The organism is Streptomyces sp. UNOC14_S4 (assembly GCF_020740835.1).
Taxonomy (GTDB): Bacteria; Actinomycetota; Actinomycetes; order Streptomycetales; family Streptomycetaceae; genus Streptomyces.
This window is the reverse complement of sequence record NZ_JAINFC010000057.1, coordinates 1-23,552: the sequence shown is the minus strand read 5'-3', so window position 1 is coordinate 23,552 and position 23,552 is coordinate 1. Positions and strand designations below refer to the sequence as shown.

Annotated in this window: 20 protein-coding genes and 2 pseudogenes; 13 read left to right on the top strand and 9 right to left on the bottom strand. The window is 71.2% G+C overall.

Annotated elements, in window-relative coordinates; genetic code table 11:
- Window positions 1–784: LysR family transcriptional regulator (locus tag K6I34_RS07935; RefSeq protein ID WP_229323598.1), on the bottom strand; the 784-nt coding region annotated here is incomplete at its 3' end.
- 108 nt (window positions 785–892) lie between these two features.
- Here K6I34_RS07935 and tdh point away from each other — a divergent pair.
- From tdh to K6I34_RS07910, 5 genes are all read left to right on the top strand, one after another.
- Complete coding sequence (gene tdh / locus K6I34_RS07930) at window positions 893–1,933, top strand: L-threonine 3-dehydrogenase (protein WP_229323596.1); 1,041 nt, start codon at window positions 893–895, stop codon at window positions 1,931–1,933.
- Window positions 1,934–1,966: 33 nt separating this feature from the next.
- Window positions 1,967–3,154 (top strand): glycine C-acetyltransferase, encoded by a 1,188-nt coding sequence (locus K6I34_RS07925; protein ID WP_229323594.1) that lies wholly within the window; start codon window positions 1,967–1,969, stop codon window positions 3,152–3,154.
- A gap of 156 nt (window positions 3,155–3,310) precedes the next feature.
- Entirely contained in the window at window positions 3,311–3,790 is a 480-nt protein-coding gene (locus K6I34_RS07920) for an LURP-one-related/scramblase family protein (protein ID WP_229323592.1), read from the top strand.
- A gap of 123 nt (window positions 3,791–3,913) precedes the next feature.
- Window positions 3,914–4,345, top strand: coding sequence for a DUF4440 domain-containing protein (locus tag K6I34_RS07915; RefSeq protein WP_229323590.1), 432 nt, complete (start codon window positions 3,914–3,916; stop codon window positions 4,343–4,345).
- An 85-nt stretch (window positions 4,346–4,430) separates the two neighbouring features.
- Complete coding sequence (locus K6I34_RS07910; protein WP_229323588.1) at window positions 4,431–4,916, top strand: polyketide cyclase; 486 nt, start codon at window positions 4,431–4,433, stop codon at window positions 4,914–4,916.
- Window positions 4,917–4,918: 2 nt separating this feature from the next.
- Here K6I34_RS07910 and K6I34_RS07905 read toward each other — a convergent pair whose 3' ends face one another.
- The 3 genes from K6I34_RS07905 to K6I34_RS07895 form a co-directional block, all read right to left on the bottom strand.
- Complete coding sequence (locus tag K6I34_RS07905) at window positions 4,919–6,010, bottom strand: serine protease (RefSeq protein WP_229323586.1); 1,092 nt, start codon at window positions 6,008–6,010, stop codon at window positions 4,919–4,921.
- Window positions 6,011–6,246: 236 nt separating this feature from the next.
- Window positions 6,247–7,785, bottom strand: a complete 1,539-nt coding sequence (locus tag K6I34_RS07900; RefSeq protein ID WP_229323584.1) for a hypothetical protein — start codon at window positions 7,783–7,785, stop codon at window positions 6,247–6,249.
- 75 nt (window positions 7,786–7,860) lie between these two features.
- Window positions 7,861–8,433, bottom strand: coding sequence for a GNAT family N-acetyltransferase (locus tag K6I34_RS07895; RefSeq protein ID WP_229323582.1), 573 nt, complete (start codon window positions 8,431–8,433; stop codon window positions 7,861–7,863).
- 116 nt (window positions 8,434–8,549) lie between these two features.
- On the opposite strand from K6I34_RS07895, the gene K6I34_RS07890 reads away from it, so the two are divergent.
- Window positions 8,550–9,131 carry a PadR family transcriptional regulator gene (locus K6I34_RS07890; protein WP_229323579.1) on the top strand — a complete coding sequence of 194 codons (582 nt, stop codon included), beginning with the start codon at window positions 8,550–8,552 and terminating at the stop codon, window positions 9,129–9,131.
- 111 nt (window positions 9,132–9,242) lie between these two features.
- Window positions 9,243–11,015: an acyl-CoA dehydrogenase family protein gene (locus tag K6I34_RS07885; protein ID WP_229323577.1), complete on the top strand. Its 1,773-nt coding sequence runs from the start codon at window positions 9,243–9,245 to the stop codon at window positions 11,013–11,015.
- Window positions 11,016–11,167: 152 nt separating this feature from the next.
- On the opposite strand, the pseudogene tnpA reads toward K6I34_RS07885, so the two are convergent.
- A pseudogene (gene tnpA, locus K6I34_RS07880) lies at window positions 11,168–11,501 on the bottom strand (IS200/IS605 family transposase); the annotation flags it as partial.
- Between the two features lie 98 nt (window positions 11,502–11,599).
- On the opposite strand from tnpA, the pseudogene K6I34_RS07875 reads away from it, so the two are divergent.
- The 4 genes and pseudogenes from K6I34_RS07875 to K6I34_RS07860 all read left to right on the top strand — a co-directional run bounded on the left by K6I34_RS07875 (window position 11,600) and on the right by K6I34_RS07860 (window position 18,624).
- A pseudogene (locus K6I34_RS07875) lies at window positions 11,600–12,909 on the top strand (RNA-guided endonuclease InsQ/TnpB family protein).
- A gap of 797 nt (window positions 12,910–13,706) precedes the next feature.
- On the top strand, window positions 13,707–14,807 hold the full coding sequence (locus K6I34_RS07870; protein WP_229323575.1) for a calcium:proton antiporter: 1,101 nt from the start codon (window positions 13,707–13,709) through the stop codon (window positions 14,805–14,807).
- Window positions 14,808–14,870: 63 nt separating this feature from the next.
- Window positions 14,871–16,460, top strand: coding sequence for an amidase (locus K6I34_RS07865; protein WP_229323573.1), 1,590 nt, complete (start codon window positions 14,871–14,873; stop codon window positions 16,458–16,460).
- A gap of 130 nt (window positions 16,461–16,590) precedes the next feature.
- Window positions 16,591–18,624 (top strand): ABC transporter ATP-binding protein, encoded by a 2,034-nt coding sequence (locus tag K6I34_RS07860; RefSeq protein ID WP_229323571.1) that lies wholly within the window; start codon window positions 16,591–16,593, stop codon window positions 18,622–18,624.
- A gap of 48 nt (window positions 18,625–18,672) precedes the next feature.
- On the opposite strand, the gene K6I34_RS07855 is transcribed toward K6I34_RS07860, so the two are convergent.
- Entirely contained in the window at window positions 18,673–19,788 is a 1,116-nt protein-coding gene (locus K6I34_RS07855) for a PP2C family protein-serine/threonine phosphatase (protein ID WP_229323569.1), read from the bottom strand.
- A gap of 321 nt (window positions 19,789–20,109) precedes the next feature.
- Between K6I34_RS07855 and K6I34_RS07850 the strand changes: the two genes are divergently transcribed.
- Window positions 20,110–20,625 carry a hypothetical protein gene (locus K6I34_RS07850; protein ID WP_229323568.1) on the top strand — a complete coding sequence of 172 codons (516 nt, stop codon included), beginning with the start codon at window positions 20,110–20,112 and terminating at the stop codon, window positions 20,623–20,625.
- 82 nt (window positions 20,626–20,707) lie between these two features.
- Here K6I34_RS07850 and K6I34_RS07845 read toward each other — a convergent pair whose 3' ends face one another.
- On the bottom strand, window positions 20,708–21,082 hold the full coding sequence (locus K6I34_RS07845; RefSeq protein ID WP_229323566.1) for a hypothetical protein: 375 nt from the start codon (window positions 21,080–21,082) through the stop codon (window positions 20,708–20,710).
- Between the two features lie 104 nt (window positions 21,083–21,186).
- Entirely contained in the window at window positions 21,187–21,645 is a 459-nt protein-coding gene (locus K6I34_RS07840) for a GNAT family N-acetyltransferase (RefSeq protein ID WP_374230848.1), read from the bottom strand.
- Between K6I34_RS07840 and K6I34_RS07835 the strand changes: the two genes are divergently transcribed.
- Window positions 21,526–21,900 (top strand): zinc ribbon domain-containing protein, encoded by a 375-nt coding sequence (locus K6I34_RS07835; protein ID WP_374230847.1) that lies wholly within the window; start codon window positions 21,526–21,528, stop codon window positions 21,898–21,900. The genes K6I34_RS07840 and K6I34_RS07835 overlap by 120 nt on opposite strands.
- 164 nt (window positions 21,901–22,064) lie before the next feature.
- On the opposite strand, the gene K6I34_RS07830 is transcribed toward K6I34_RS07835, so the two are convergent.
- Window positions 22,065–23,480 (bottom strand): condensation domain-containing protein, encoded by a 1,416-nt coding sequence (locus tag K6I34_RS07830; RefSeq protein ID WP_229323564.1) that lies wholly within the window; start codon window positions 23,478–23,480, stop codon window positions 22,065–22,067.
- Between the last annotated feature and the right edge of the window lie 72 nt (window positions 23,481–23,552).

Here is a 23,552-nt window from a genome sequence, read left to right as displayed (position 1 = left end):
CGGCGGGGGTGAGCGCCGGGCGGATGCCGTTCAGCGCCGAGCGGGGGACGAGCGCGACGCCCGCACCCGCGGCGACCAGGGCGCAGACCGCGGAGAAGTCGTCCGAGAGACACGCCACGGCGGGCTGGAAGCGGGCCTCCTCGCAGGCGCGCAGCACGGCCTCGTGGACGGGGTTGCCGGGCCAGGGCGTGATCCAGGGGTCGTCGCGCAGATCGGTGAGGGCGACCCCCGGCCTGTCGGCCAGGCGGTGGCCGGGCGGCAGCACGGCGTCGAAGGGCTCCTCGTAGAGCGGGGCGTGCAGGAGCTGCCGTCCGCCGGGCGTGAGCGCGTCGCGGTGTTCGACGGCGACGGCGATGTCGGCCTCGCCGTCGGCGAGCAGCCGGGCGCTGGCGTGGCCCTCGGCGTCCTTGACCCGGACCCGGACCCGGGGTGCCCGGCGGCCGAGCGCGGCCACGGCGGGGGCGACGACCTCGGTGATGGAGGTCGCGAAGGCCGCGATGGTCACCTCGCCCACCAGGCCCGTCGAGCACCGGGCGAGGTCGGCCTCGGCCCGCTCCAGCTGGGCGGCGATCTCGTCGGCGTGCCGGGCGAGGACGCTGCCCGCGGCGGTGAGGCGGACGGCGCGGCCCCGCCGCTCCAGCAGGGCGTGCCCGGTCTCGGTCTCCAGGGCGGCCAGCTGCTGGGAGACGGCCGAGGGGGAGAGGTACAGGGCGTGCGCGGCGGCCGTGACGGTGCCGTGGTCGGCGAGGGCGCGCAGCACACGCAGGCGGCGAGGATCGATCACCAGTTCACTATCGCACCCCTCCCCGCTCCCTTTGAAGCAGGGCTTCACAAGTTATGTCGAGAAATGTTGATGGACTTCACAGGGGTCGAGGCAGCACAGTGATCCCCCATGAGGGCATTGGTGAAGACCCAGGCTGGACCGGGTCTCGAACTGACCGAGGTACCGACCCCCGAGGCCGGCCCCGGACAGGTACTGATCAAGGTGCTGCGCACCGGTATCTGCGGTACCGATCTGCACATCGACAGCTGGGACGACTGGGCGGCCCGTGTGGTCCGTGCCCCCCTCGTCGTGGGTCACGAGTTCGCGGGCGAGGTCGTGGAGACCGGCCCCGGCGTGAACTCGGTGAGCGTCGGCGACATCGTCAGCGGCGAGGGCCACCTCGTCTGCGGCACCTGCCGCAACTGCATGGCAGGCCGCCGCCATCTGTGCATCCGCACGATCGGCCTCGGCGTCCACACCGACGGCGCCTTCGCCGAGTACGTGGTCCTGCCCGAGTCGAACGTCTGGGTCCACCGGCACGAGATCGACATCGACGTCGCCGCCATATTCGACCCGTTCGGCAACGCCGTGCACACCGCGCTCTCCTTCCCCGTGCTCAATGAGGACGTCCTCATCACCGGGGCCGGCCCCATCGGCATGATGGCCGCGGCCGTGGCGAACCACGCGGGCGCCCGCTCCACCGTGATCACCGACGTCAGCCCCTACCGGCTCGCCCTGGCACAGAAGATGGGCGCGACCGTCGCCCTCGACGTCAGCAGCCGCCGCATCGCCGACGTCATGCCCGAGCTCGGCATGACCGAGGGCTTCGACATCGGCATGGAGATGTCCGGCCGCGCCGACGCCCTGCAGGACATGATCGCCACCATGTCGCCCGGCGGCCGGATCGCCGCCCTGGGCCTGCCCACGGGCGACGTGAGCATCGACATGGCCACGGTCGTCACCCGCATGCTGACCCTCCGCGGCATCTACGGCCGTGAGATGTTCGAGACCTGGTACGCGATGTCCGTCCTGCTGCGCAACGGCCTGGACATCTCGCCGGTGATAACCCACCGCTTCGGGTTCGAGCAGCACGCCGAGGCGTTCGCCACGGCCCGCTCCGGCCAGTGCGGCAAGGTCGTCATCGACTGGACCCGGCCGACCGCGCCCTGACGCGCTCACCCCACGACCACACGAGGAGTCCCCATGTTCGACGGCATGCGCGAACACCTGCGCAAGGAGCTGCAGGACATCCGCGACGCGGGCCTGTACAAGTCCGAGCGCGTCATCACCAGCCCGCAGTCCTCGGCCATCAGCGTCGGCGACGGCAAGGTGCTGAACTTCTGCGCCAACAACTACCTCGACCTCGCCGACCACCCCGAGGTCGTCGCGGCCGCCAAGCAGGCCCTGGACGACTGGGGCTTCGGCATGGCCTCCGTCCGCTTCATCTGCGGCACCCAGGCGCCGCACAAGGAGCTCGAGGAGAAGATCTCCCGGTTCCTCGGCATGGAGGACACGATCCTCTACAGCTCGTGCTTCGACGCCAACGGCGGCGTCTTCGAGACGCTGCTGACCGCCGAGGACGCGGTGATCTCCGACGAGCTCAACCACGCCAGCATCATCGACGGCATCCGCCTCTCCAAGGCCGCCCGCTTCCGCTACCGCAACCGCGACATGGCGGACCTGGAGCGCTGCCTGAAGGAGGCCGAGGGCGCCCGCCACAAGCTCATCGTCACCGACGGCGTCTTCTCCATGGACGGCTACATCGCCCCCCTGGACGAGATCTGCGACCTGGCCGACCGCTACGGCGCCCTGGTCATGGTCGACGACTCGCACGCCGTCGGCTTCGTCGGCGAGGAGGGCCGCGGCACGCCCGAGCTGTTCGGGGTGACCGAGCGCGTCGACATCATCACCGGCACCCTCGGCAAGGCCCTCGGCGGCGCCAGCGGCGGCTACGTCGCCGCCCGCGCCGAGATCGTCGAGCTGCTGCGCCAGCGCTCGCGCCCGTACCTGTTCTCCAACTCCCTCGCCCCGTCGATCGTCGGCGCCTCGCTGCGCGTGCTCGACCTGCTGGCCGAGTCCGGCGACCGCCGCGTCCGCCTGCGGGAGAACACCGCGCTCTTCCGCACGGAGATGGCGGCGGCGGGCTTCGAGATCCTGCCCGGCGAGCACGCCATCACCCCGGTGATGGTCGGCGACGCCGCCCTGGCCGCCCGGATGGCCGCGGACCTGCTGGAGAAGGGCATCTACGTGATCGCCTTCTCCTACCCCGTGGTCCCCAAGGGCAAGGCCCGCATCCGCGTCCAGCTGTCCGCCGCGCACTCCCGCGAGGACGTCCTGCGCACGGTCGCGGCCTTCCGCGAGGTTCGCGACGCCATCGCCGCCACGGCCTGACGCGCCCCGCGCGAGCGGTCGACATACGGCCCGGCCCCGCACCCCGTGAGGGGCGCGGGGCCGGGCCGTACCATGACGCGTCACCGGCGGAGCGCCTAGGCTCTGAGGCACCGCCTGCCGCCGTTCCCGGCAGGGCCGATCCGGACAGGGGATGCCGTGCGTTACCTGGTACGCGACCGCATGCTGGCCTTCCATGAAGAGGCGTGGATCGAGACCGAGCACCGGGAGAGGGTCTACCGGGTCGACAGGAAGCTGTTCCGGCTGCGCAACACGTTCGCCTTCGTGGACACCCGGGGCGACCAGATGGCGACCATCGTCAAGAAGAGGCTCACCGTCCACCACACCATTCTGGTGAAAGAGGACGGCGGGACCGTGGGCCTCGTCAGCAGGCGGGCCTTCGCCTTCTTCGGGGACCGCTTCGCGGTCCGGCTGCGGGACGGGCGCCGGCTGCGGATCGTCGGCAACTTCTGGGACAAGGAGTTCGACATCCAGGACCGGGGCACGACCCTGGCCCGGATCTCCCGCCGCTGGTTCAGCATCCGGGACGCCTACACGGTCGACGTCATGGCGGAGGAGGACGCGATGCTCCTGCTCGTCCTGGCGGTGTGCGTGGACCACATCCTCCACGACCTCTGAGTTCCGTACGCGGTGTTCTCGCGAGGGGAGCCCTTCCCCTTCTAATCAAATTTGACTAGAAGGGGGACGCGGAGGACCATCGGTCGTGGCAGCCGATGGATCGAACCTCTACGAGGAGAACGCGTGCTTCAGCTCCCCGACACCGGATACGCCCCGACCGCGGACGAAATCGCCGCCATACACGCCTGGTTCGCCGAGTACGACGCGGCCGCCGCGCGGCGCGACATCGAGCGGATGGCCGACCTCGCCGTCTTTCCCCTCAACCTCGTCAGCGACGACTCCGCGGGCGACGGCGTCTCCGCCCAGTGGGACCGCGAGCGGTTCGTCGAGACCATGACCCATGTGATGGGGGAGGGGACCGAGGACATCACCTTCGACTCGGTCCGCACGCCTGTCTTCCTCGGTCCGGCGATGGCCGTCGTCTTCACCGACTCCACCATGACGGCGGGCGGCGCGACCCAGCGGCTGAGGTACGCGGACGTCCTGGTGAAGCGGAACGGGCGGTGGGCGTTCCAGAGCATGCTGCAGGGCGGCTGGGGCGACAACCTGCGCTGAACCGGGCCCGGTTACGCGGCCAGGGCCGCGGCCTCCAGTTCCGATTTCCTCGGCCCGAGATGAGACGAGAGGGAGCGTGTGCACCATGGACCAGGAGAAGGTGAGCGCCACCCTGACGGTCGCCCTGCCCGCCGCGAAGGTGTTCGCGGTGCTGGCGGACCCGACGACCCATGCGGCGATCGACGGCACCGGCTGGGTCCGGGAAGCCGTCGACCGCGCGCTGCTGACCGAGGTGGGGCAGATCTTCCGGATGGACATGTACCACCCCGGCCATCCGGACGGTGACTACCAGGTGGCCAACAAGGTCCACGTGCTCGACCCGCCGCGCGCCATCGGCTGGCTGACGGGACAGGAGAAGGACGACGGCCACCTGGAGTTCGGCGGCTGGTCCTGGCGTTACGACCTCGCGCCGCTCGGTCCGTCCAGGACCGAGGTCACGCTCACCTACGACTGGTCGGCGGTGCCGCGGTCCATCCGGGAGTACCTGCGGTTCCCGCCGTTCGGCCCCGGGCATCTCACCGGCTCGCTGCGCCACCTGGCCGAGCTCGTCTCCCGTCCCGACCGGTCATGACGTCACTTCGAGGACACGGCCGGGGGCAGAGCCGCCGACTGGGCGGTGTTGAAGACCGCGTACTCCTCGTCACCGAACTGGGTAGCGCTGAGGTTGGGGCCCTCCTGCCAGCCGAGCATGCCGATGATCTGAGCGGGATCGTCGTAGCGGGAGAAGACCCCGGTCTGGAGGCCCGTACCGGTCGCGGGGTCGAAGTTCTGCATCCATGGGCCACCGCTGCTCCCCGGGGGCTGCGCGCCGGTCATCAGGTCGTTGAGGTAGACCGGGTCGGCCCAGGCGTCGCCCTCGGTGACCATCAGGGTGCGGCCGTCGACGGTGCGCTGGAGTGCCGCGGACACCTTGTTCTTGGCCGGGGCGTAGTAGTTGCGCTCGTTGGCCGTCGGGAAGCCGAACATGAAGGAGTGCTGGGCGCGCGGCTGGTTGAAGGCGATCTGCTGCGCGCCCGTGACCTGGGCGATCGGCCGCGGGTCCTGGGGGTTGGCCACGAGGAGCGCCGCCATGTCGTGGCCCAGCACCCAGTCGGCGCTCGCGCTCCAGGTGCCGGTGACCCACTCGCGGGTCACGCCCCACACCCCGTACGGCGCGACGTCCTTGCCGGGCAGGTCCGTGCTGGTGGTGTGGCGTTGCAGGTTCTTCCCGTCGAACCCGGGGATGAAGACCATGTTGTCGACCAGGATGTTCGCGTTGAACGGGAGGTGGTACCCGACGCAGTGCCCGGCGGTGACCACCACGCTCTGGTTGGCGCTGGTCACCACGTCACCGGAGCAGGCGGAGAGCCCTCGCGCGCCGCTGTCCTGGTCCGTGACCTCCATGAGGATCTTGCCCGCGGTGCGCGCGATGAGCCCCTTCCCCACGGGCCACGGCTTGCTGAGACTGTCCCAGCCGCCCGAGGGCGGAACCGCGTCCTGGTCCTCGTTGTTGAGCGCGGCCTTGGCCATTCTGGCCAGGTTCCAGAACTCCACCTCGGCCTTGAGGTTCTTCTGGTAGTCTGCCCCGCTCGGCACCAGCACGGGCATCTCGACCACGCCGTCGTCGGCCTGTGCCTGGGGTGCCATGGTGAACAGGGTGATCACCAGCCCCAGCACGCCGAGCACGGCCGTGCCGGTACGCCGTGCTCTCGCGCGTCCTGTACATCCCGTGCGTCTCGTGCCTGGTGTCCCGACGTGCATGCCGATCTCCCCTCGAGGGTGGGTACGGAGACGGAGCCGATGCGATGTCGAACTTCAGTGCCACCGCTGTAGAGCCCACCCATGCTGGTGCGTGGTGCGACACACCGTCAATGCGGTGTTGCCGAGTGGCGGGAAACCGGCCGATGCCTACGGGCCCGCCGCTACCGGGTGCGCTGGAAGAGCACGACCGCCGCGGAGTACGGCGCGAGGGTGGTGGGTGCCGGGCCGGAGCGGGTGGTGGGGGAGGTGTCGCCCTGCCGCCAGGTGACGGTGCGGTCGGCGCGGTAGCCGCGAGGGACGGACAGGCGTACGCCCTGGGCGTGCTGCGGGTCCTTGTTGACTACGACGACGGCCAGGGTGCCGTCGGCACGGCGGATCGCGTGCGCGGCCAGGGTGCTGCTGCCGGTGGCCGTGGTGCTCAGCAGGGTGCCGCCGCCCTTGAGTGCGGTGGTGAGCAACTGCATCGTCCAGTACGGGGCGAAGGGGGTGCCGGCAGGCGGTTCGCAGTCCGTCCTGCCCGGCTGGTCCGAGGGGCAGCCGCCGGAGGACAGCAGTCCGAGGTCGCCCCAGCCGCCGTCCGGCGTGGAGTTGGGACCGTTGTAGAGGGCCCACCAGTCCACCGCGGTGGCGCCGTTCTCCAGCAGGGTGAGGTTGTTGTCGATCAGGTGGAGCGCGCCCACCGCGCCCGTCTGCTGCCGGGTCGCGGTCGCGGCACCGGAGTTGGTCTCGCCCGCGACGATGTCGAGGCGGTGGCGGGGGCCGGAGGCGCGGTCGAGATCCGTGCGCAGGGCGCGCAGGGTGGGGCCGATGGCGGCGGTGTCGGCCAGCACGCCCGCGTCGGAGCCAGCGCGGGCGGCGTGGTACCAGTGGATGTCCACGAAGTCGACGGCGTCGGCCAGGCCCGGGGTGCCCAGCACGCCGTCGTCCCACAGCTTGGCGTTCCGGTCGATGCCGGGCCTGTCCGTCCCCGCCGGGTCGTACGGGGCCAGTTCTATGCCGATCCGTATGGCCGGGTCGACGGCCTTCATCGCCTTGGCGTACTCGATGGAGTTGCGGGCGTACGCGGCCGGGGTCCTGTCGGGGTGCGCGTCGGGCTCGACGTACATGCCCGGGGGCCGGGGGTGCCAGCCGTTGAGGTAGGTCTCCTCGCCGATCACCCAGTCGCGGACGCCGTAGTGGTGGGTGCGGTTGGCGTAGCGGACCCAGGCGGCGGCCTCCTGGGGATCGCCCGGCTTGGGGTTCTCCGGGGTGCTGGGCGCGTCCTTGGTGTCGGTCGGGCCCGTGCCGTAGTTCACGTGGACGAGCATTCCGGCGTGGGCGGCCTGCGCGGTCCTCGCGAACTGGTCGAAGGTGAAGCGCGGGGTGAGGTTCTCGAACCCGCCGTTGCCGGGCCCACCGGGGTCGGGGCTGAGCCAGCCGCCGTTGCCGAAGTGGTAGAGGTCGCCGGCGGGACCGGCGTTGAAGGAGAGGGTCCTGATCCCGGCCTTCCTGATGAGCTCGGCGGTGTCGGGCCGGGTCAGGTGAGGGTTCCAGAAGGGCATGTTGGCGCCGATGGCCGTCGGCGAGACGGTGCCGACGGCCGTGCTGCCGACCCTGACATCGGCCCCGGCCGGTACCCCGGCGGCGTCGGCGCCCGGCGCGATGGCCGTCCCGGCCAGGGCCGCGGCAACGGCGGCCAGGGCGATGACGCGCTTCGACATGGTGCAGTCCTCTCACGATCCGGTGATGCAAGATCACTTTCTCGCGGGAGGGACACCGGGCAGCAGAGCCCTGTGTCACCGGTGCGCCCTGACAGATGTCATGAGCGCGGCCCGGTCGGCCAGCGCGCGACGGTAGCGGACCTCCGCCACGGACACCCCGTCGTAGTCGTCCGCCTGGGAACCGCCGTCGGCCGCGTAACCGGCTCGTTCGTAGAAGCGGCGTGCCCCGCTGTTGCCGTCCAGGACCCACAGCAGCACCTGCTCGAAGCCGCGGGCGCGTGCATGGGCGTGCACGGCGTCCAACAGCACGCGGCCGATCCCGGCCCCCGTGAGCGAGGGGCGCACGTACAGGGCGTAGAGCTCACCCGCGGCGGCGTCCGCCGCTCCGGCACCGCGGTACGGCCCGAGGCAGGCCCATCCCACGACTTCCGCCCGGTCGTCGACCGCCACCAGGTCGGTGACGCCTCCTGCCGTTCCCTCCGTCATTTCCGCGAAGTGCTTCCGGCGCCACTCGGTGTCCTCCTCGACCGTCATACGGTCCAGGTAGGACCGGGGCAGCAGTCCGGCATACGCGCTCTTCCAGCCGGTCACGCGTATCACCGATACGGCCGCGACATCGGCCTCCGTCATCGTTCGCACTGACACCATCCGGGCACGGTAACGGAGGTGCTGGGCGCCCTCGCGTCGGCCCGCCCGCGTGAGCCGGGTCTCATCGTGGTCGGCACCTCTTGCCTATGCAACGAGTTGCATAGAGGATCCGGCGTATGGCGCTCGACCACGCGATCCTCGTCTCCCTGCTGGAGAAGCCGGGCTCCGGCTATGAGCTCGCCCGGCGGTTCGACCGGTCCATCGGTTACTTCTGGGCGGCCACCCACCAGCAGATCTACCGCGTTCTCAAGCGGATGGAGAGCGACGGCTGGGTCGAGGCGTGTGAGGTGTCGCAGCACGGCAAGCCGGACAAGAAGCACTATTCGGTTGCTCCTGCCGGGCAAGCCGCACTCTCCGCCTGGCTGCACGAGCCGATCGAGCCCGAGAGCGTCCGGCACGACCTCGCCGTGAAGATCCGGGGCGCCGCCTTCGACGACCCGTCCGATCTCATCCGCCAGGTCGAGCGCTACCAGCAGGCTCATTCCGAGCGGCTGACGCACTACCTCGCCGGGGAGCGGCGCGACTTCACCGGGCCGGAGGCTCCTGCCGAACCGGGCGCCATGCACGAGCTGCAGCATGTCGTGCTGCGCGGCGGCATCGCGTACGAGCGGATGACGCTCGCCTGGCTCGACGACGTGCTCGCCACCCTCCACCGCATCCGCGCCGCCCAGGCCGCCGACGGCCGATCCGACCGCTGACCCGGGACCCCGGACCCCGGACACTGGGCCCCGAAGCACCCCCACCGGCAGTTACCGCGACACCGAACCGTTCACCCCCCGACTCCGAGCCGGAAAGGCGAACCAGCAACCATGGCCGACCCGCTTCTCTTCAACCCGCGCACCTTCGACCCCGCGCACTTCGACCCCGCGCACTTCGACCCCGAGACCCGCAGGCTGCTGCGCGCCACCGTCGACTGGTTCGAGACCCGCGGCAAGCGCAAGCTGATCGAGGACTACCGGTCCCGCGCCTGGCTGGCGGACTTCCTGGAGTTCTCCGCCAAGGAGGGCCTGTTCGCGACGTTCCTCACCCCGTCCGCGGCCGCCGGGGGCCAGTCCGAGGGGCAGGCCAAGGGGCAGTCCCAGGATCAGGGGGACAAGCGCTGGGACACCGCCCGTATCGCCGCCCTCAACGAGATATTCGGCTTCTACGGCCTCGACTACTGGTACGCGTGGCAGGTCACCATCCTCGGCCTCGGCCCGGTCTGGCAGAGCGACAACGCCGCCGCCCGCGCCCGCGCCGCCGAACTGCTCGACCAGGGCGAGGTGTTCGCCTTCGGCCTGTCGGAGAAGACCCACGGCGCCGACATCTACTCGACCGACATGCTGCTCGAACCCGACGGCGAGGGCGGCTTCCGGGCCACCGGCTCCAAGTACTACATCGGCAACGGCAACGCCGCCGGTCTCGTCTCCGTCTTCGGCCGCCGCACCGACGTCGAGGGCCCCGAGGGCTACGTCTTCTTCGCCGCCGACAGCCGCCACGAGGCGTACCACCTGGTGAAGAACGTCGTCGACTCCTCCAAGTACGTCAGCGAGTTCCGCCTGGCCGACTACCCCGTCGCCGCCGAGGACGTCCTGCACACGGGGAAGGCCGCCTTCGACGCCGCACTGAACACCGTCAACGTCGGCAAGTTCAACCTGTGCACCGCCTCCGTGGGCATCTGCGAGCACGCGATGTACGAGGCCGTCACCCACGCGCACAACCGCGTTCTCTACGGCCGCCCCGTCACCGCCTTCCCGCACGTGCGCCGCGAACTGACCGACGCCTACGTCCGGCTCGTCGGCATGAAGCTGTTCAGCGACCGCGCCGTCGACTACTTCCGCACCGCGGGCCCCGACGACCGCCGCTACCTCCTCTTCAACCCCATGACGAAGATGAAGGTGACCACCGAGGGCGAGAAGGTCATCGACCTGATGTGGGACGTGATCGCGGCCAAGGGCTTCGAGAAGGACACCTACTTCGCCCAGGCGGCCTCCGAGATCCGCGGCCTGCCGAAGCTGGAGGGCACGGTCCACGTCAACCTCGCGCTCATCCTGAAGTTCATGCGCAACCACCTGCTGGCCCCCGTCGACTACCCGCCGGTGCCGACGCGGCTCGACGCGGCCGACGACACGTTCCTCTTCCGGCAGGGACCGGCCAGCGGCCTGGGCTCCGTACGCTTCCACGACTGGCGCGCCGCGTACGACGCCTACGCCGAGGTGCCCAACGTCGCCCGCTTCCGGGAACAGGCCGACGCCCTCTGCGAGTTCGTCACCACCGCGGCCCCCGACGAGGAGCAGAGCCGCGACCTCGACCTGCTCCTGGCCGTCGGCCAGCTCTTCGCCCTGGTCGTCCACGGCCAGCTGATCCTGGAACAGGCCGCCCTGACCGGCACCGACAAGGACGTCCTCGACGAGCTGTTCGCCGTCCTCGTCCGCGACTTCTCCTCCTACGCCGTCGAACTGCACGGCAAGGACTCCGCCACCGGCCGGCAGCAGACCTGGGCCCTCGCCGCGGTCCGCCGCCCCGTCGTCGACGCGGCCCGCTCGGCCCGCGTCTGGGAGCGCGTCGAGGCGCTGTCGGGCGCGTACGAGATGGCGCCGTGAACACCACGACGGGCCGCGTGAGATGACGAAGGCCGGTGGGAAACGGCGCACGGACGCGGCCGCTTCCCACCGGCCGGGGCGCGGCCGCTTCCTGCCGGGCGCGGGAGCCCTGCGCACCGTTCGGCACGTGCCGTGCGGGGCCGCGCGCTGTCTATGACAGTGAGTGGTGCCCCGCCGCAGCTTCCGGCGAAGTAGGAGCCGGACCAGAAGTGGCCGCCCCACAGGTATCGGCGGACGTGGCTGTCGTACTCCTTGCGCAGCAGCCGGGGCGGAGACGCCCTTGAGGCTGTTGACCAGCTTCGAGAGCTGCACTTTCGGCGGGTAGTGCACCAGCAGGTGCACGTGATCGTCTTCGCCGTTGAACTGCTTCAGCTCCGCCTCGAAGTCCTCGCGCACCTCTCGCATGGTCTCTTCGCGCCGCGTCAGCATGGCATCAGTGAACGCTTTGCGCCGGTACTTCGTGACGAAAACCAAGTGAACATGCAGGTTGTAGACGACGTGGCGGCCGGTGCGTACATCAGGGCTGGGATTTCAGCGAGGTGACATGAACCAATGATAGGTTGCCTATCGTGAGTCAACTCATCATGGTCAAGCGGCATTTCGGGCATCGCGCCCGGCTTGCGCTGTCGCCTGCCGAGGTGTTGACACTCGACGGCCAGGCGCACGCCGCCCGGACGATGTGGAACCTGCTGCACGACTGTGGACGATGCTCCCCAAGGACAAGCGGTCCTTGGCCTTGGCGGACGCCGCGGTACGGCAGGCCCGCAAGGACCTCGACTGGCTCGGCGCCCTGCCCGCCCAGGCCGCGCAGGCCGTGTTGAAGACGTATTTCCAGTCCTGGCGCAACTGCTGGGACGGCCGCGCCCAAGCGCCCAGCTTCAAGTCCCGCACCCGGTCGGTGATGTCCGTGGACATCCCGCAGGGCCGGGACCTGAACATCGTCCGCGTCCACCGCCGCTGGGGCATGGTCAACATCCCCAAGCTGGGCCGGGTCCGCTTCCACTGGACCAAAGACCTTCCCGTGGGAAAGCAGGCGGACAAGGAGAACCGGATCACCGGCGCCCGTCTGGTCAAGGACGCGTTGGGCTGGCATATCGCCTTCCGTATCCAGACCCTCGAAGCAGCCCCCGGTCCCCGCCGTGGGCCAGAGGTCGGCATCGACGCCGGGGTGAACCTGCCGCTCGCCCTGTCCGACGGCAACCACCAGGACCACGGGCGGCCGCCCCGCCTTCCGGACGGCAAGTCCGACCGGGACAAGTGGCTGACGCCCAAGGAGAAAGCCAGGCTGCTCCGCCTGGAGCGCGAGGCTGCACACCGCAAGACGTTCCGCAAGCCGGGGGAGAGGTCCTCCCGTCACTTGCGGCACACCTACGACCAGATCAAGCAGCTCCGAGCAACAGCCACGCGACGAGCACTCGACTGGCAGCACCAGACGACCACCTACCTCACCCGCGCATACGGTGTGATCGTGGTCGAAGCACTCAACATCACGAACATGGTCAAGTCCGCCCGAGGGACGGTGGACGAGCCGGGAAAGAACGTCAAAGCCAAAGCTGGCCTGAATCGCTCCAACCTCCAAGAGGCGTGGGGCCGCACGGTCACGATGCTGACGTACAAGCTGGAACGGCTGGGCGGTAAGCTGGTCAAGGTCCCCGCCCCGTACACGTCCCAACGCTGCTCGGCATGCGGCTTCATCACACCCGGCAGCCGGGAAGACCAGGCCACGTTCGTGTGCAAGAACCCGGACTGCGGATGGTCGGGCAACGCCGATCACAACGCGGCCCGGAACATCTTGCACCTGTACTGGATCGGCCACGGAACCGTGGTCATCCCGGCTGCTGGAAGAGCAGTCGTCAGGCGCACTCGTGGCGTCCAGCCCGTCGCCGCAAGATAGACAGGGAATCCCCCGGCTTCAGCCGGGGAGAGCTTCAAGAGGTGGTGCTCGCCTTCGTGGCCCTGGGCGAGACGGACCCGCCCGTGCTGCGGCAGAGCACGGATTCACGCAGGTGGGGCACGGAACGGGCACCTGCGTGAAGAGCCTGGATCTGCTCAGCTCGTCCGCCTCCCACCGTGCACCGGTGACAGTGTGCGGGCCCGGAACCGTGCACCGGTGACATACCTCCCGCAGGGCATTGGCCATAGATTTCCCCGTGTCGGCACTCTCTTCGCCGACGCCCACTGAACGGAGACCCGGGTCACCCTGGGGAGTTCGCGACGATCGGCAGGGCCCGGGCCTACGGGGGCGGTCCGGCCCTGCCCGTTCGGGCGCAGGCAGGGCAGGCGAAAACCCCTTGGCCTCCCGGGCGCGGCTGTCTGTACCGTCGCCGACCCCTTTCGATCTCGGACGCCTCCGCCATGCTTCCCCGGAGAAGAATTCGGGGGAATTCGCCATGGCACGCTTCAATACCCGAGGCACCCGAGGCACCCGGGATGCCCGAGACGCCCGGGAAACCCGAGTGTCCAAGGCCGCCGGTCCCGTCTCGCCCGTGACCACCACCGGGCGCACCCGCACCCACCTGGGCGGCAAGGGGCACCTGCGGGACGCGCGCTGGCCCTGGGAGGACTGAGCGCGCCGGGCGCCCCCGCGGGGCCGGGCTCCCACAGGGCTGATGGGCTTAATCGCCCCATAGGGTGAGTGCGGCCAGCTATATGACGAATCGTATTTTGTGGCCCATATGTGATCCTTGCTGCATGGGTACTCAGCTCCGCTCGCTCGTCTCACGCTGGCCGCTCTTCGTGCCGGTACTGGCCGCCGTCGCCCTGGCACTGACCTGGGGGCGGTCGATGAACGCCGGGCTGGTGACCCTTGTGGGCTGCTGTCTGGCGGGGGCCGTGCTCTCCGCCGTGCACCACGCGGAGGTGATCGCCCATCGGGTCGGGGAGCCGTTCGGCTCGCTGGTCCTCGCGCTCGCGGTGACGGTCATCGAGGTGGCGCTGATCGTGACGCTGATGGCCGACGGCGGGGACAAGAGCAGCACCCTGGCCCGTGACACCGTCTTCGCCGCCCTGATGATCACCTGCAACGGGATCGTCGGCCTCTGCCTGCTGGTGGGCGCGCTCAAGCGGCGGGTCGCGGTGTTCAACGCCGAGGGCACGGGAGCCGCCTTCGGCGCGGTCGCCACGCTCGCGGGGCTGAGCCTGGTGCTGCCGACGTTCACCACCAGCACCCCGGGCCCGCAGTTCTCTCCCACGCAGCTCACCTTCGCCGCGCTGGCCGCCCTGATCCTGTACGGCCTGTTCGTGGCGACGCAGACCGTGCGGCACCGCGACTACTTCCTGCCGGTGACGGCCGAGGGCGTGGTCATCGACGTCGACGACCACGCGGACCCGCCCTCGGCACGCACCGCCCTGACCAGCCTGGGCCTGCTCCTCGTCGCCCTGATCGCGGTGGTCGGCCTGGCCAAGGGGGTCTCGCCGGCCATCGAGTCCACGGTGGCCGCGGCGGGGCTGCCCGCCTCGGTCGTCGGTGTCGTCATCGCGCTGCTGGTGCTGCTGCCCGAGTCGATCGCGGCGGTACGGGCCGCGCGCGGCGACCGCGTGCAGACCAGCCTCAACCTGGCGCTGGGCTCCGCCATGGCGAGCATCGGCCTGACCATCCCGGCGGTCGCGGTGGCCTCCGTCTGGCTCGACGGCCCGCTCGTCCTGGGCCTCGGCGCGACCCACATGGTGCTGCTGGCCCTCACCTTCGCCGTCGGCACCCTGACCATCGTCCCGGGCCGCGCGACACCGCTCCAGGGCGGGGTGCACCTCTCGCTCCTGGCGGCGTACGTCGTCCTCGCGGCCAGTCCCTGACGGTTCGTCGGCGCGCGGCGGCACCCTTGCGCCCCGGTCGCGGCCTGTAGTCGGCTACCCCTCATGACGAAAAGGAGCACCACCGCACTGATGGCCGCTCTGGTCGCAGGGGCCCTTCTGGCCGCCGCGCCGATCCCCTCCGCGGGTGCCGCCGGCTCCGGCTCCGGCGGCACACTCCCGGGAATCGACCTCGACACGGTGACGATCCCGGAGCTCCAGGCCCGCATGGCGGACGGCTCGCTGACCTCGTCGGCGCTGACCCGCGCGTACCTGCGGCGCATCAAGGCCGTCGACCCCAAGGTCAACGCGGTCCTCCACACCGACCCGACCGCCCTCCGCCAGGCGGCCGCCAGCGACGCCAGACACCGGCGCGGCCGCGCCCGCGGCCCGCTCGACGGCATCCCCGTCCTGCTCAAGGACAACGTGAACACCCGGGACATACCGACCACGGCCGGGTCCCTGGCCCTGGCCGGGAGCCCGCCGCGCACCGACGCCGCCCTGGTGACCCGGCTGCGGGAGGCAGGGGCGGTGATCCTCGGCAAGACCAACCTGTCCGAGTGGGCGAACTTCCGCTCCACGAAGCCGACATCGGGGTGGTCGGCGGTCGGCGGGCAGACCCGCAATCCGTACGTACTGGACCGGAACCCGTGCGGGTCGTCCGCCGGTTCCGCCGCCGCGATCGCCGCCTCGCTCGCGCAGGTGGCGATCGGCACCGAGACCGACGGCTCCATCGTCTGCCCCGCCGGGATGAACGGGGTGGCCGGCCACAAGCCCAGCCTCGGACTGGTCAGCGGGGAAGGTGTGGTGCCGATCTCCGCCGAGCAGGACACCGCGGGGCCCATGGCCCGTCATGTCGTCGACGCGGCACTCACCCTCGGGGTGCTCAGTGGCGGTGTCACCGCACACCCCGCCCTTCCGGCTGCCCTTCTGGACACGGGTCTGCGCGGGAAACGCATCGGCCTGTGGCGGCTGCCCTCGCTCGGGCCGGAGGTGGACGCCGTGATGACCCGTACGGCGGCCGGGCTGCGCGCCGCGGGGGCCGAGGTCGTCGAGGTGGCGCTCCCGTACCAGCAGCGGCTCGCCGAGCTCGAATTCCCGGCGCTCCTCAGCGAGTTCCACCGGGACATCGACGCCTACCTCGCCACGCGCGGCGGCCCCCGCGACCTCGCCGCGCTGATCGAGTTCAACCGGACCCACCCCGCGGAGCGCACCTGCTTCGCCGGTCAGGAACTCTTCGAGCAGGCCCTCGCCGCGCCCCCCACCACCGACCCGGCGTACCGGGCCATGCGCGCCGAGCTGAAGAGCCTGTCACGGCGCTCCATCGACGAGACCATGGCCGCCCACCGGCTGGACGCCATCGCCGCGCCGACGAACCCGCCCGCCTGGACCACGGACTGCGCGCGGGGCGACAACGACGTCATCCCGTCCTCCACCCCCGCGGCCGTGGCGGGCTACCCCTCGCTGTCGGTCCCCGCCGGCTTCGTGAACGAACTCCCCGTCGGCCTCCTGCTGATGGCCGGTGACCGCCAGGACGCCCGCCTGCTGTCCCTGGGGGCCGCCGTGGAACACCGGCTGAACGCCCGGCGGTCCCCGCGCTACTTGCCGACGACGACGCCGACGACGCCGACGACGGGGCCCGGCGGCTCGCGCTGAGCCGGTGAGCACCTCCGGCCCCGGCCGCGCTTCCCTTCTCGCAGGCCGTGTCCTCCTGCCGCCCGGTCCCGTTAGGCACCGGGTGCCCTCTACCGGGCGCTCTTTACCCTAGGGGAGGGAGAACAGGCAGGTGGAGGACTCGTCAGGCAGTAAACAGGCCCGGCGCAGGCTGTGGGGGAGTCCCCGGGCACAGGGCCCGGCGCCGCTGTCGGAGAGCGAGAAGCTGCTCTTCTCGGGCGCGCTGCGGTACGACAAGAAGTGGGCCGTCTACGAGGACCCGCTGCTGCGGATGTCCCTGTGGTCGATGGCCAAGCAGTTCCCGTCGATGCTCGCCACCGTGTGCACGGTGGCGTGGCGGGTGGACCGGCTGGCGCTGCTGGTGGTGTTCGGGGCGAATCTCGCGGCCGGGCTGATGACGGCGTTCGGGCTGGTGGCCACCAACCAGGTGCTGGTGCACCTGTTCGCGGAGGGGCCCACCGCGGACCGGCTCCAACAGGCGCTCCCGGCGCTCGTCACCACCGGGGCGGTGTCCGCCGTGTCGGTCGGTCTCGGCTGCTTCTCGGTGCGGTACGCGGGCCGCCTGTACCCGAAGATCGAGCTGGAATACACGGCCCGTTACTACCGGGGCATGGCCCGGTGCGAGATGGCGGCACTGGAGAACAAGGACGTCTACCGCGTACTGGCCGCGGGCCGGTACGGCACCGACTCCGTCAAGCGCATGCTGCGGTACGCGGTGGACATCCTCCACGACCTCGTCGGGTTCGCCGCCTCCGCCGTGGTCCTCGGGTTCCTCAACCCGGCGCTCGTGGCCGCGCTCGCGCTGATCGCGGTGCCGCGCTGGCTGGCCGCCGTGGCGGTGGTGCGCCGGGCGTACGCGTCGATGCACGTGTGGCTGGACCACACGCGGGCGGTGGAGACGATCACCTACCCGATCACGCGGGCGGACGTGAGCGCCGAGGTACGGGTGCACGGCGCGGGGAAGTTGCTGATGGACGCGCACGCCGACATGGCCCGTACGGCGTGCCGGGAGAAGGAGCGGCTGGCGAAGGCCGAGGCGACGACCGAGCTGGTGGGGGCCGCTTCCTCCGGTATGGCCCGGCTGGTGGCCTACGGGCTGCTGTGGTGGCTGCTGACCACCGGCGGCATGCCGCTCGCGGCCGCCGGTACCGCCGTCATCGCCATCCGCACCTCCACCGGCTATCTCGCGGCGCTCGTCATGCAGTTCAACCACATGGTCGAGGAGTCCATGTACCTCGGCGACCTCGACGAGGCGTGCGCGCTCACCGCCGAGCACGCCATCCCCGCGGGCGGCCGGCCCGTCCCGGAGGGCGGCTTCGACGTGGTCCTCGACCGGGTGACCTTCCGGTACCCGAACGCGGAGGAGGCCACGCTGGAGTGTGTGTCGCTGACGATCCCCCGGGGCAAGGTGGTCGCCCTGGTGGGGGAGAACGGGTCGGGGAAGACGACCCTGTCCAACCTTGTCGCCGGGCTCTACCTGCCGACCGAGGGCACGCTCTCCTTCGGTGGCGTCGACGTCCGCGAGGCCGACCGGGACACGGTCTTCGACCAGATCGCCGTGCTGTCCCAGGAGATCGCGCACTGGCCCATGACGGTGCGGGCGAACATCCACATCGGACGGCCCACCGTCCCGCGCCCCGACATCCAGCAGCGGGCCGAGCGAGCGGCCGCCGCGGCCGACGTCACCGGCGTCGTCGAGGACCTGGCCGACGGCTGGGACAGCATCGCCGTCAAGGGCTTCGAGCGCAGCGTCAAGCTGTCCGGCGGGCAGTGGCAGAAGCTCGCCACCGCCCGCGCCCTCTACCGCGCCGCGCCGCTGCTGATCGTGGACGAGCCGACGGCCGCCCTCGATCCGAAGAAGGAGATCGAGGCCTTCCAGAGCCTCCGCGAGCTGACGGACGACGGCACCACCGTCCTGATGATCACGCACCGGCTCGCCGCGACCGCCACCGCCGACCTCATCCACGTCCTGCGCAAGGGACGCCTGATCGAGTCGGGCACGCACGCCGATCTGATGGCCATCGACGGCGGCCACTACCGCGAGATGTACGAGCTCCAGGCCGCCCAGTACACCCCCGTGGTGCCCGGGCCCAGGAAGGAGCCCAGGAAGGGACCCAGGGAGGAGGAGACCGCCGACGCGGGATGACGGCACGGTCCGCCCGGGAGGTGGCCGTGTGCCGCCGCCCGGGCGCGGTCAGGCGCCGCCGTTCCGCCGCACCGCGACCATCGCCACGTCGTCGTTGAGCGGACCGCCGACGTAGGCCACCAGGTCCGCGGACAGGCTCTGCAGGAACACTTCCGGGCCGAGGCCGGCCAGAGCCGCCGCCCGCTCCGCGAGCGGGTAGAACACCCCGTCGTGATCACGGGCCTCGCTGACGCCGTCCGTGTACAGCAGCAGGAGGTCGCCGACGCGGAAGTCGAACGTCGCGGCCTCGTAGCCGGTGTCGGACAGGTCGCCGAGACCGAGCGGCGGGGCGGGCCGGGGGACGTCCAGCGGCACGGCGCCGGCGCCGCCCTGCCGCAGCAGCAGCGGGGACGGGTGCCCGCAGTTGATCAGGTGGAGGACCTCCCGGCCGTCCGGGATGTCGAGCACGGCGGCGGTCACGAAGCGCTCCCCGACGTCCTCCCGGTCCTCGGAGAACTCCACGAGGCCCCAGCAGATGCCGCCCTCCAGGTAGGCGACGAGCGCGGCCAGCGGCGCGTGACGGTGGGCCGCGGCACGGAAGGCACCCATGAGCAGCGCGCTGTCGCTGAGGGAGGCCAGCCCCTTGCCCTGGACGTCGCCGATGATCAGCCGGGTGCCGTCCGGGGTGCGGGCCAGGGCGTACAGGTCGCCCCCGACGTGGGCGTGGGCCTCGGCGGCCTGGTAGCGGGAGTCGACCTCCAGCGGCCCGGCGCGCCGCGGCAGTGGCCGCAGCAGCACGTTCTGCGCGGCCTCGGACACCCGGCGCACCGAGGCGAGCTCCCGCTTGCGGGACTCGCGGAAGTAGGTGAAGGCCATCAGGAACACCGACAGCACGGCCAGGGACACCGACTGCATCTGGATGTTCGACGAGTCGAAGGTGTCCCTCTCCGCCCCGATGATCAGCTGGGTCACCACGGACAGGCCCCCGATCGCCCCGGTGAGACCGGGACCGGCGAAGGAGGCGGTGACCGCGGGCGCGATGACCAGCAGGGGGCCCAGGTGGATGTCGGGCGGCGACGTGATGTCGACCGCCGCGATGATGGCCATCAGCGCCACGGGCAGCGCGACCATGGCCGCGCCCGGCCTCCGGCCCCGCAGCCGTGTGGAGGGGTGCCGGAAGCGCATACCTCCTGCTTACACCCGGTCCCCCCGGCGCGCACGCCTGACCGGCCACGACGGGGCCGTCACGGTGGTCCGGGCAGCCGCGCGCCGGTCTCGGTACGGGCGGTGGCTGCCGGGCGCGAACACCACCACGCACGATCCAGACCGCCCTCGGCACGACTCCGGGTGCCTGCCGGCGGACCTTCGGCGAGAAGCGACGGGCGAGCAGCGGGTGATCTCCGCGCCGACCGATGCGAACTTCCGGGCAAGAGGCCCATATCCGGAATAACAGTACATCGTTAGGTGTGGCGGAGGCATCACGCAGGTTCTGTCGAAAGGGAATCCATGAGCCCTGTTGTCCAATCCCCGCCCGGCGTCGGCGAACTGCGGTACGCCGCGGACCTCACGCTCGCCGACGTGGACGCCCTGGAGGCGTTCCTGACGTCCCGGACCGACGAAGCGCGGCGCGCCCACGGTTTCGGGAACGGCGTGCACTGCACCGTCGTGTCCTTCCAGCACGCCCTCTTCCTGCTGTGCCGGGAACTCCGGGACGTGTTCGAGTGCGACGACGGATCGCGCGGAGCGCTGCGCGCCAAGTTCCGCCTGTGGAACCAGCTGTGCGGCATCGCGGCCTGCTGGGCCGAGACCGACGGCTACGACAGGGCCCGTTGGCGGCGAGCCGACTACTACGACGCGGCCAAGGAGACCGAAGTACTGGAACACCGGCGCAAGCGGCTGCGCTGGAGCGCGTCGCGGCCGTGCCACTGGCGCGTGCCGTTCCGCGGCACGGCTGACGAGCCGCGGACGTGGACGGTCAGCGGCGGCGCCCGCGACGAGGACACAGGCCACTGCGCGCCATGAAGATCCTCCCTTGCCGCACGGGACCGGCGTGACCAGTGGCCATGTCCCTCCGGCCGCGGGCCGGTCGGGCCGGTCGGGCCGCTCAGGCCACCGTTCGGCGCTTGCGCAGGGCTTGTACGGCGAGCACCGCGGCGCCGAGCGGCATCAGCACCGCCGCCGTGAACGGCAGCCACGGCGTGCCCTCGCCCCGGGACCAGCCGACGATCAGGCCCGCCCACAGCACGGCGACGGCGGGGAGCACCAGCCAGTTCGAGACGGTTCCGGTCCGGGCGGCCGCGCGGTCCCTGCCGTACGCCCTGAGCACCTCGCCCACGGCGGTGGGGAGCATGATCAGCAGGAAGGCCGTCATGGCCCAGTCCAGCTCCTCGCCGCGGACCGCGTCCACGACGACGCTCACGGCCGCGAAGCCGATCGCGACGGCGAAGGCCCAGGCGATGCTCTTGCCCTTCTTCGTCATGGGGAGAGCATATGCAGGCCGGATGACCGGCCCGCACGTGAGTGATCCCTATTCACCCCCGGTCCCGGGCGCGGGCGCGGTCGCGCCGACCGCCGTCACCGCCGTCACAACTCGCGGCGCATGCAGCCGCGAGGCCAGCGGTCGAGGCCGTGGGCCGCTTCCGCCGCGCGGATCTCGCGCAGCCCGGGAGTGATCTCGGCGTCCTCCAGCCACCGGAAGCCGCGGCGCCCGTAGTACGGGCCGTTCCAGGGGACGTCGGTGAATGTGGTCAGCGTCAGCGCCGCGGCCCCCTGCTTCCTCGCCCACGCCCCGACGTGGTCGACGAGGCCGGCGCCGACGCCCCTGCCGGAGTGCGACGGGTCCACGGAGACCTGCTCGATGTGCGCGCAGCCGTCGACGAGTTCGACGATGACATAGCCCACCGGGACGTCCTGCTCGTCCACATGGACCCAGGCGCGGCCGTCCCCGATGAATTCTTCCAGGAGTTCCGGCGCCGGTGGCTCGTCCTCCGCGACGGCCGTCATGCCGAGGCCGGCGAACAGCCGTCCCGCGGCCCGTTCGATGTCCTGGAGGCGGGGGATGTCTTCTCTTTCGGAATCCTGGCGAACAAGGCTGAGAGTGCCGGTCGCCTCGTGGTCCCGGTGGACGCGCGCAACACCTCCCGCACGTACCTGTCCTGCGGGCACGTCGCGAAGGAGAACCGCGCCACCCAAGCGAAGTTCCAGTGCGTCAGATGCGGGTTCGCGGCCAACGCGGACCACGTCGGCGCGGTGAACGTGCTCAACAGGGCCGGGCTGGTCCTCTGCGACGTGGCCTAGCCACCGACACAGGAAGCCCGCGCGTTTACGCGTGGGTGGAGTCACGTCGGACACACTCTCCTGTCCCGGGCCGGCCGTCGTCCTCGTGCGGAACGTAGCACCGTTGTACGGCACAGGCTCCTGAATTCGGGTGAAGGCGGCCGGACCCGTGCGGGTGCGACCGGTCAGCCGGAGACCGCGTCCAGCAGCACGCGCAGCGACTCGTCGGCGAGGTACCGGGCGCGCGGTGCCGGGACCAGGCCGTCGACGTGGCTGAAGTTCCAGGCGAGGCCGCCGTGGCTGGTGTTGGCGGTCGCCACGACAGCGCCCGTCACCGAGATGGCGGCGACGAGCTGGGTGTCCGAGACGCGCCAGGGACCCAGCCGGTCGGGGACGTCGTAGCGGTCGATGTTGGACAGGCACAGGTTGAGCGGCCCCTGCTCGTCCATGTGGCGCATGAAGGCCTCGCCCTCCGCGAAGGTCTTCGGCCCGGACCGGTCCCAGAGGGTGAGCATGGTCAGGTGCTCCTCGCGCTTCCGGCGGTCCGCCAGGTCCTGGCCGACGGCGCGGGCCATGGGCCACAGGCCGGCACCGGGCTCGTAGCGGACCCGGGACGCGAGGGTGGACGCGTAGCTCCCGGCGTCCTCGTAGGAGACGGCTGTCTCCAGCTCCCGGCGGAAGTCGACGGGGGAGCCGATCGAGAAATACGCCGTCTCCGCCGTTTCCGCCTCGTGGGCGACGGCGGTCACCATCGCGGCGGCCAGGGCTCCGTGGACGGTGGTGCCGTGCTGCTTGCAGGCCCGCGTCAGGCGCTCCAGCTGGTCCGCGGTCAGCGAGCGGTGCACCATCCGGGTGCGTCGCTGCGCGAAGGGCACCGCCCGGCTGGGGAGGATACGCCGGGGCCGCAGCCGCCGGGCCTCCTGCTCATCCAGCCGGAGGAGTTCCCCGAGAGCGGCGGCGCCCTCGGGACCGCGGTGCCGGGCCGGGAGGAGGTCCTCCGCGGCGGCCAGCGCGGGGCGTGACGCGCGCGTCGGCTGCCCGCCCGCGGCCAGTTGCGCGGCGATCGTGAGCAGCTCCGTGAGCAGGGACAGCCCCGTCATGCCGTCGGCGACACAGTGGGAGGCCGCGAGGAGCAGGTCGTGGACGGCCTCGGGGTGCCCGGCGCCCGCCGCCCGCGTGATCAGGGTCGCGCGCAGCAGCGGGCCGGTGTGCCAGTCGAGGTGCTCCGCGAACTCGTGCTCGTTGGTCTCGCGCTCCCACCGGCTGTCCGCCTCGGGGTCGTCGGGCGCCACCTCGACGTGGCGCAGCGGTATCGGCGTGTCCACGGGCCGGAAGGCGGGCCGCTCCCCGTTCTCGTCACCCGTGATGGCCACGCGCAGCAGCGGGTGCCGGGCCTGGAGGACGTCCAGCGCGCGGCGCAGCAGCTCCGGTGGCAGGTCGCCGTGGACACGGGTACGGACGAGGCCGCTCAGCGGCGACGTGCGGTCGGCCGTCCAGTACCAACGCTCCACCGGGCTGAGCGCGCGCCGCAGGTGGGTGTTGGTGCCGGTGCCGGTGTTGGTGTTGGTGTCGGCGGTCGGCCCGGGGTGCTGCTGTGTCATGACGTCGGTTCTCCTCGGGGGACGGGAGGGGCGCAGGGCCCGTTCATGATCGACATCATGTCCGCCTGGGGG

What these genes read in the sequence shown, in the direction of transcription:
- tdh (WP_229323596.1), top strand. Translation starts at nt 893, where the DNA reads ATGAGGGCATTGGTGAAGACCCAGGCTGGACCGGGTCTCGAACTGACC.
- K6I34_RS07925 (WP_229323594.1), top strand. Translation starts at nt 1,967, where the DNA reads ATGTTCGACGGCATGCGCGAACACCTGCGCAAGGAGCTGCAGGACATC.
- K6I34_RS07910 (WP_229323588.1), top strand. Translation starts at nt 4,431, where the DNA reads ATGGACCAGGAGAAGGTGAGCGCCACCCTGACGGTCGCCCTGCCCGCC.
- K6I34_RS07900 (WP_229323584.1), bottom strand. Translation starts at nt 7,785, where the DNA reads ATGTCGAAGCGCGTCATCGCCCTGGCCGCCGTTGCCGCGGCCCTGGCC.
- K6I34_RS07895 (WP_229323582.1), bottom strand. Translation starts at nt 8,433, where the DNA reads ATGGTGTCAGTGCGAACGATGACGGAGGCCGATGTCGCGGCCGTATCG.
- K6I34_RS07890 (WP_229323579.1), top strand. Translation starts at nt 8,550, where the DNA reads ATGGCGCTCGACCACGCGATCCTCGTCTCCCTGCTGGAGAAGCCGGGC.
- K6I34_RS07885 (WP_229323577.1), top strand. Translation starts at nt 9,243, where the DNA reads ATGGCCGACCCGCTTCTCTTCAACCCGCGCACCTTCGACCCCGCGCAC.
- K6I34_RS07870 (WP_229323575.1), top strand. Translation starts at nt 13,707, where the DNA reads ATGGGTACTCAGCTCCGCTCGCTCGTCTCACGCTGGCCGCTCTTCGTG.
- K6I34_RS07865 (WP_229323573.1), top strand. Translation starts at nt 14,871, where the DNA reads ATGACGAAAAGGAGCACCACCGCACTGATGGCCGCTCTGGTCGCAGGG.
- K6I34_RS07855 (WP_229323569.1), bottom strand. Translation starts at nt 19,788, where the DNA reads ATGCGCTTCCGGCACCCCTCCACACGGCTGCGGGGCCGGAGGCCGGGC.
- K6I34_RS07850 (WP_229323568.1), top strand. Translation starts at nt 20,110, where the DNA reads ATGAGCCCTGTTGTCCAATCCCCGCCCGGCGTCGGCGAACTGCGGTAC.
- K6I34_RS07845 (WP_229323566.1), bottom strand. Translation starts at nt 21,082, where the DNA reads ATGACGAAGAAGGGCAAGAGCATCGCCTGGGCCTTCGCCGTCGCGATC.
- K6I34_RS07835 (WP_374230847.1), top strand. Translation starts at nt 21,526, where the DNA reads ATGGACCCAGGCGCGGCCGTCCCCGATGAATTCTTCCAGGAGTTCCGG.
- K6I34_RS07830 (WP_229323564.1), bottom strand. Translation starts at nt 23,480, where the DNA reads ATGACACAGCAGCACCCCGGGCCGACCGCCGACACCAACACCAACACC.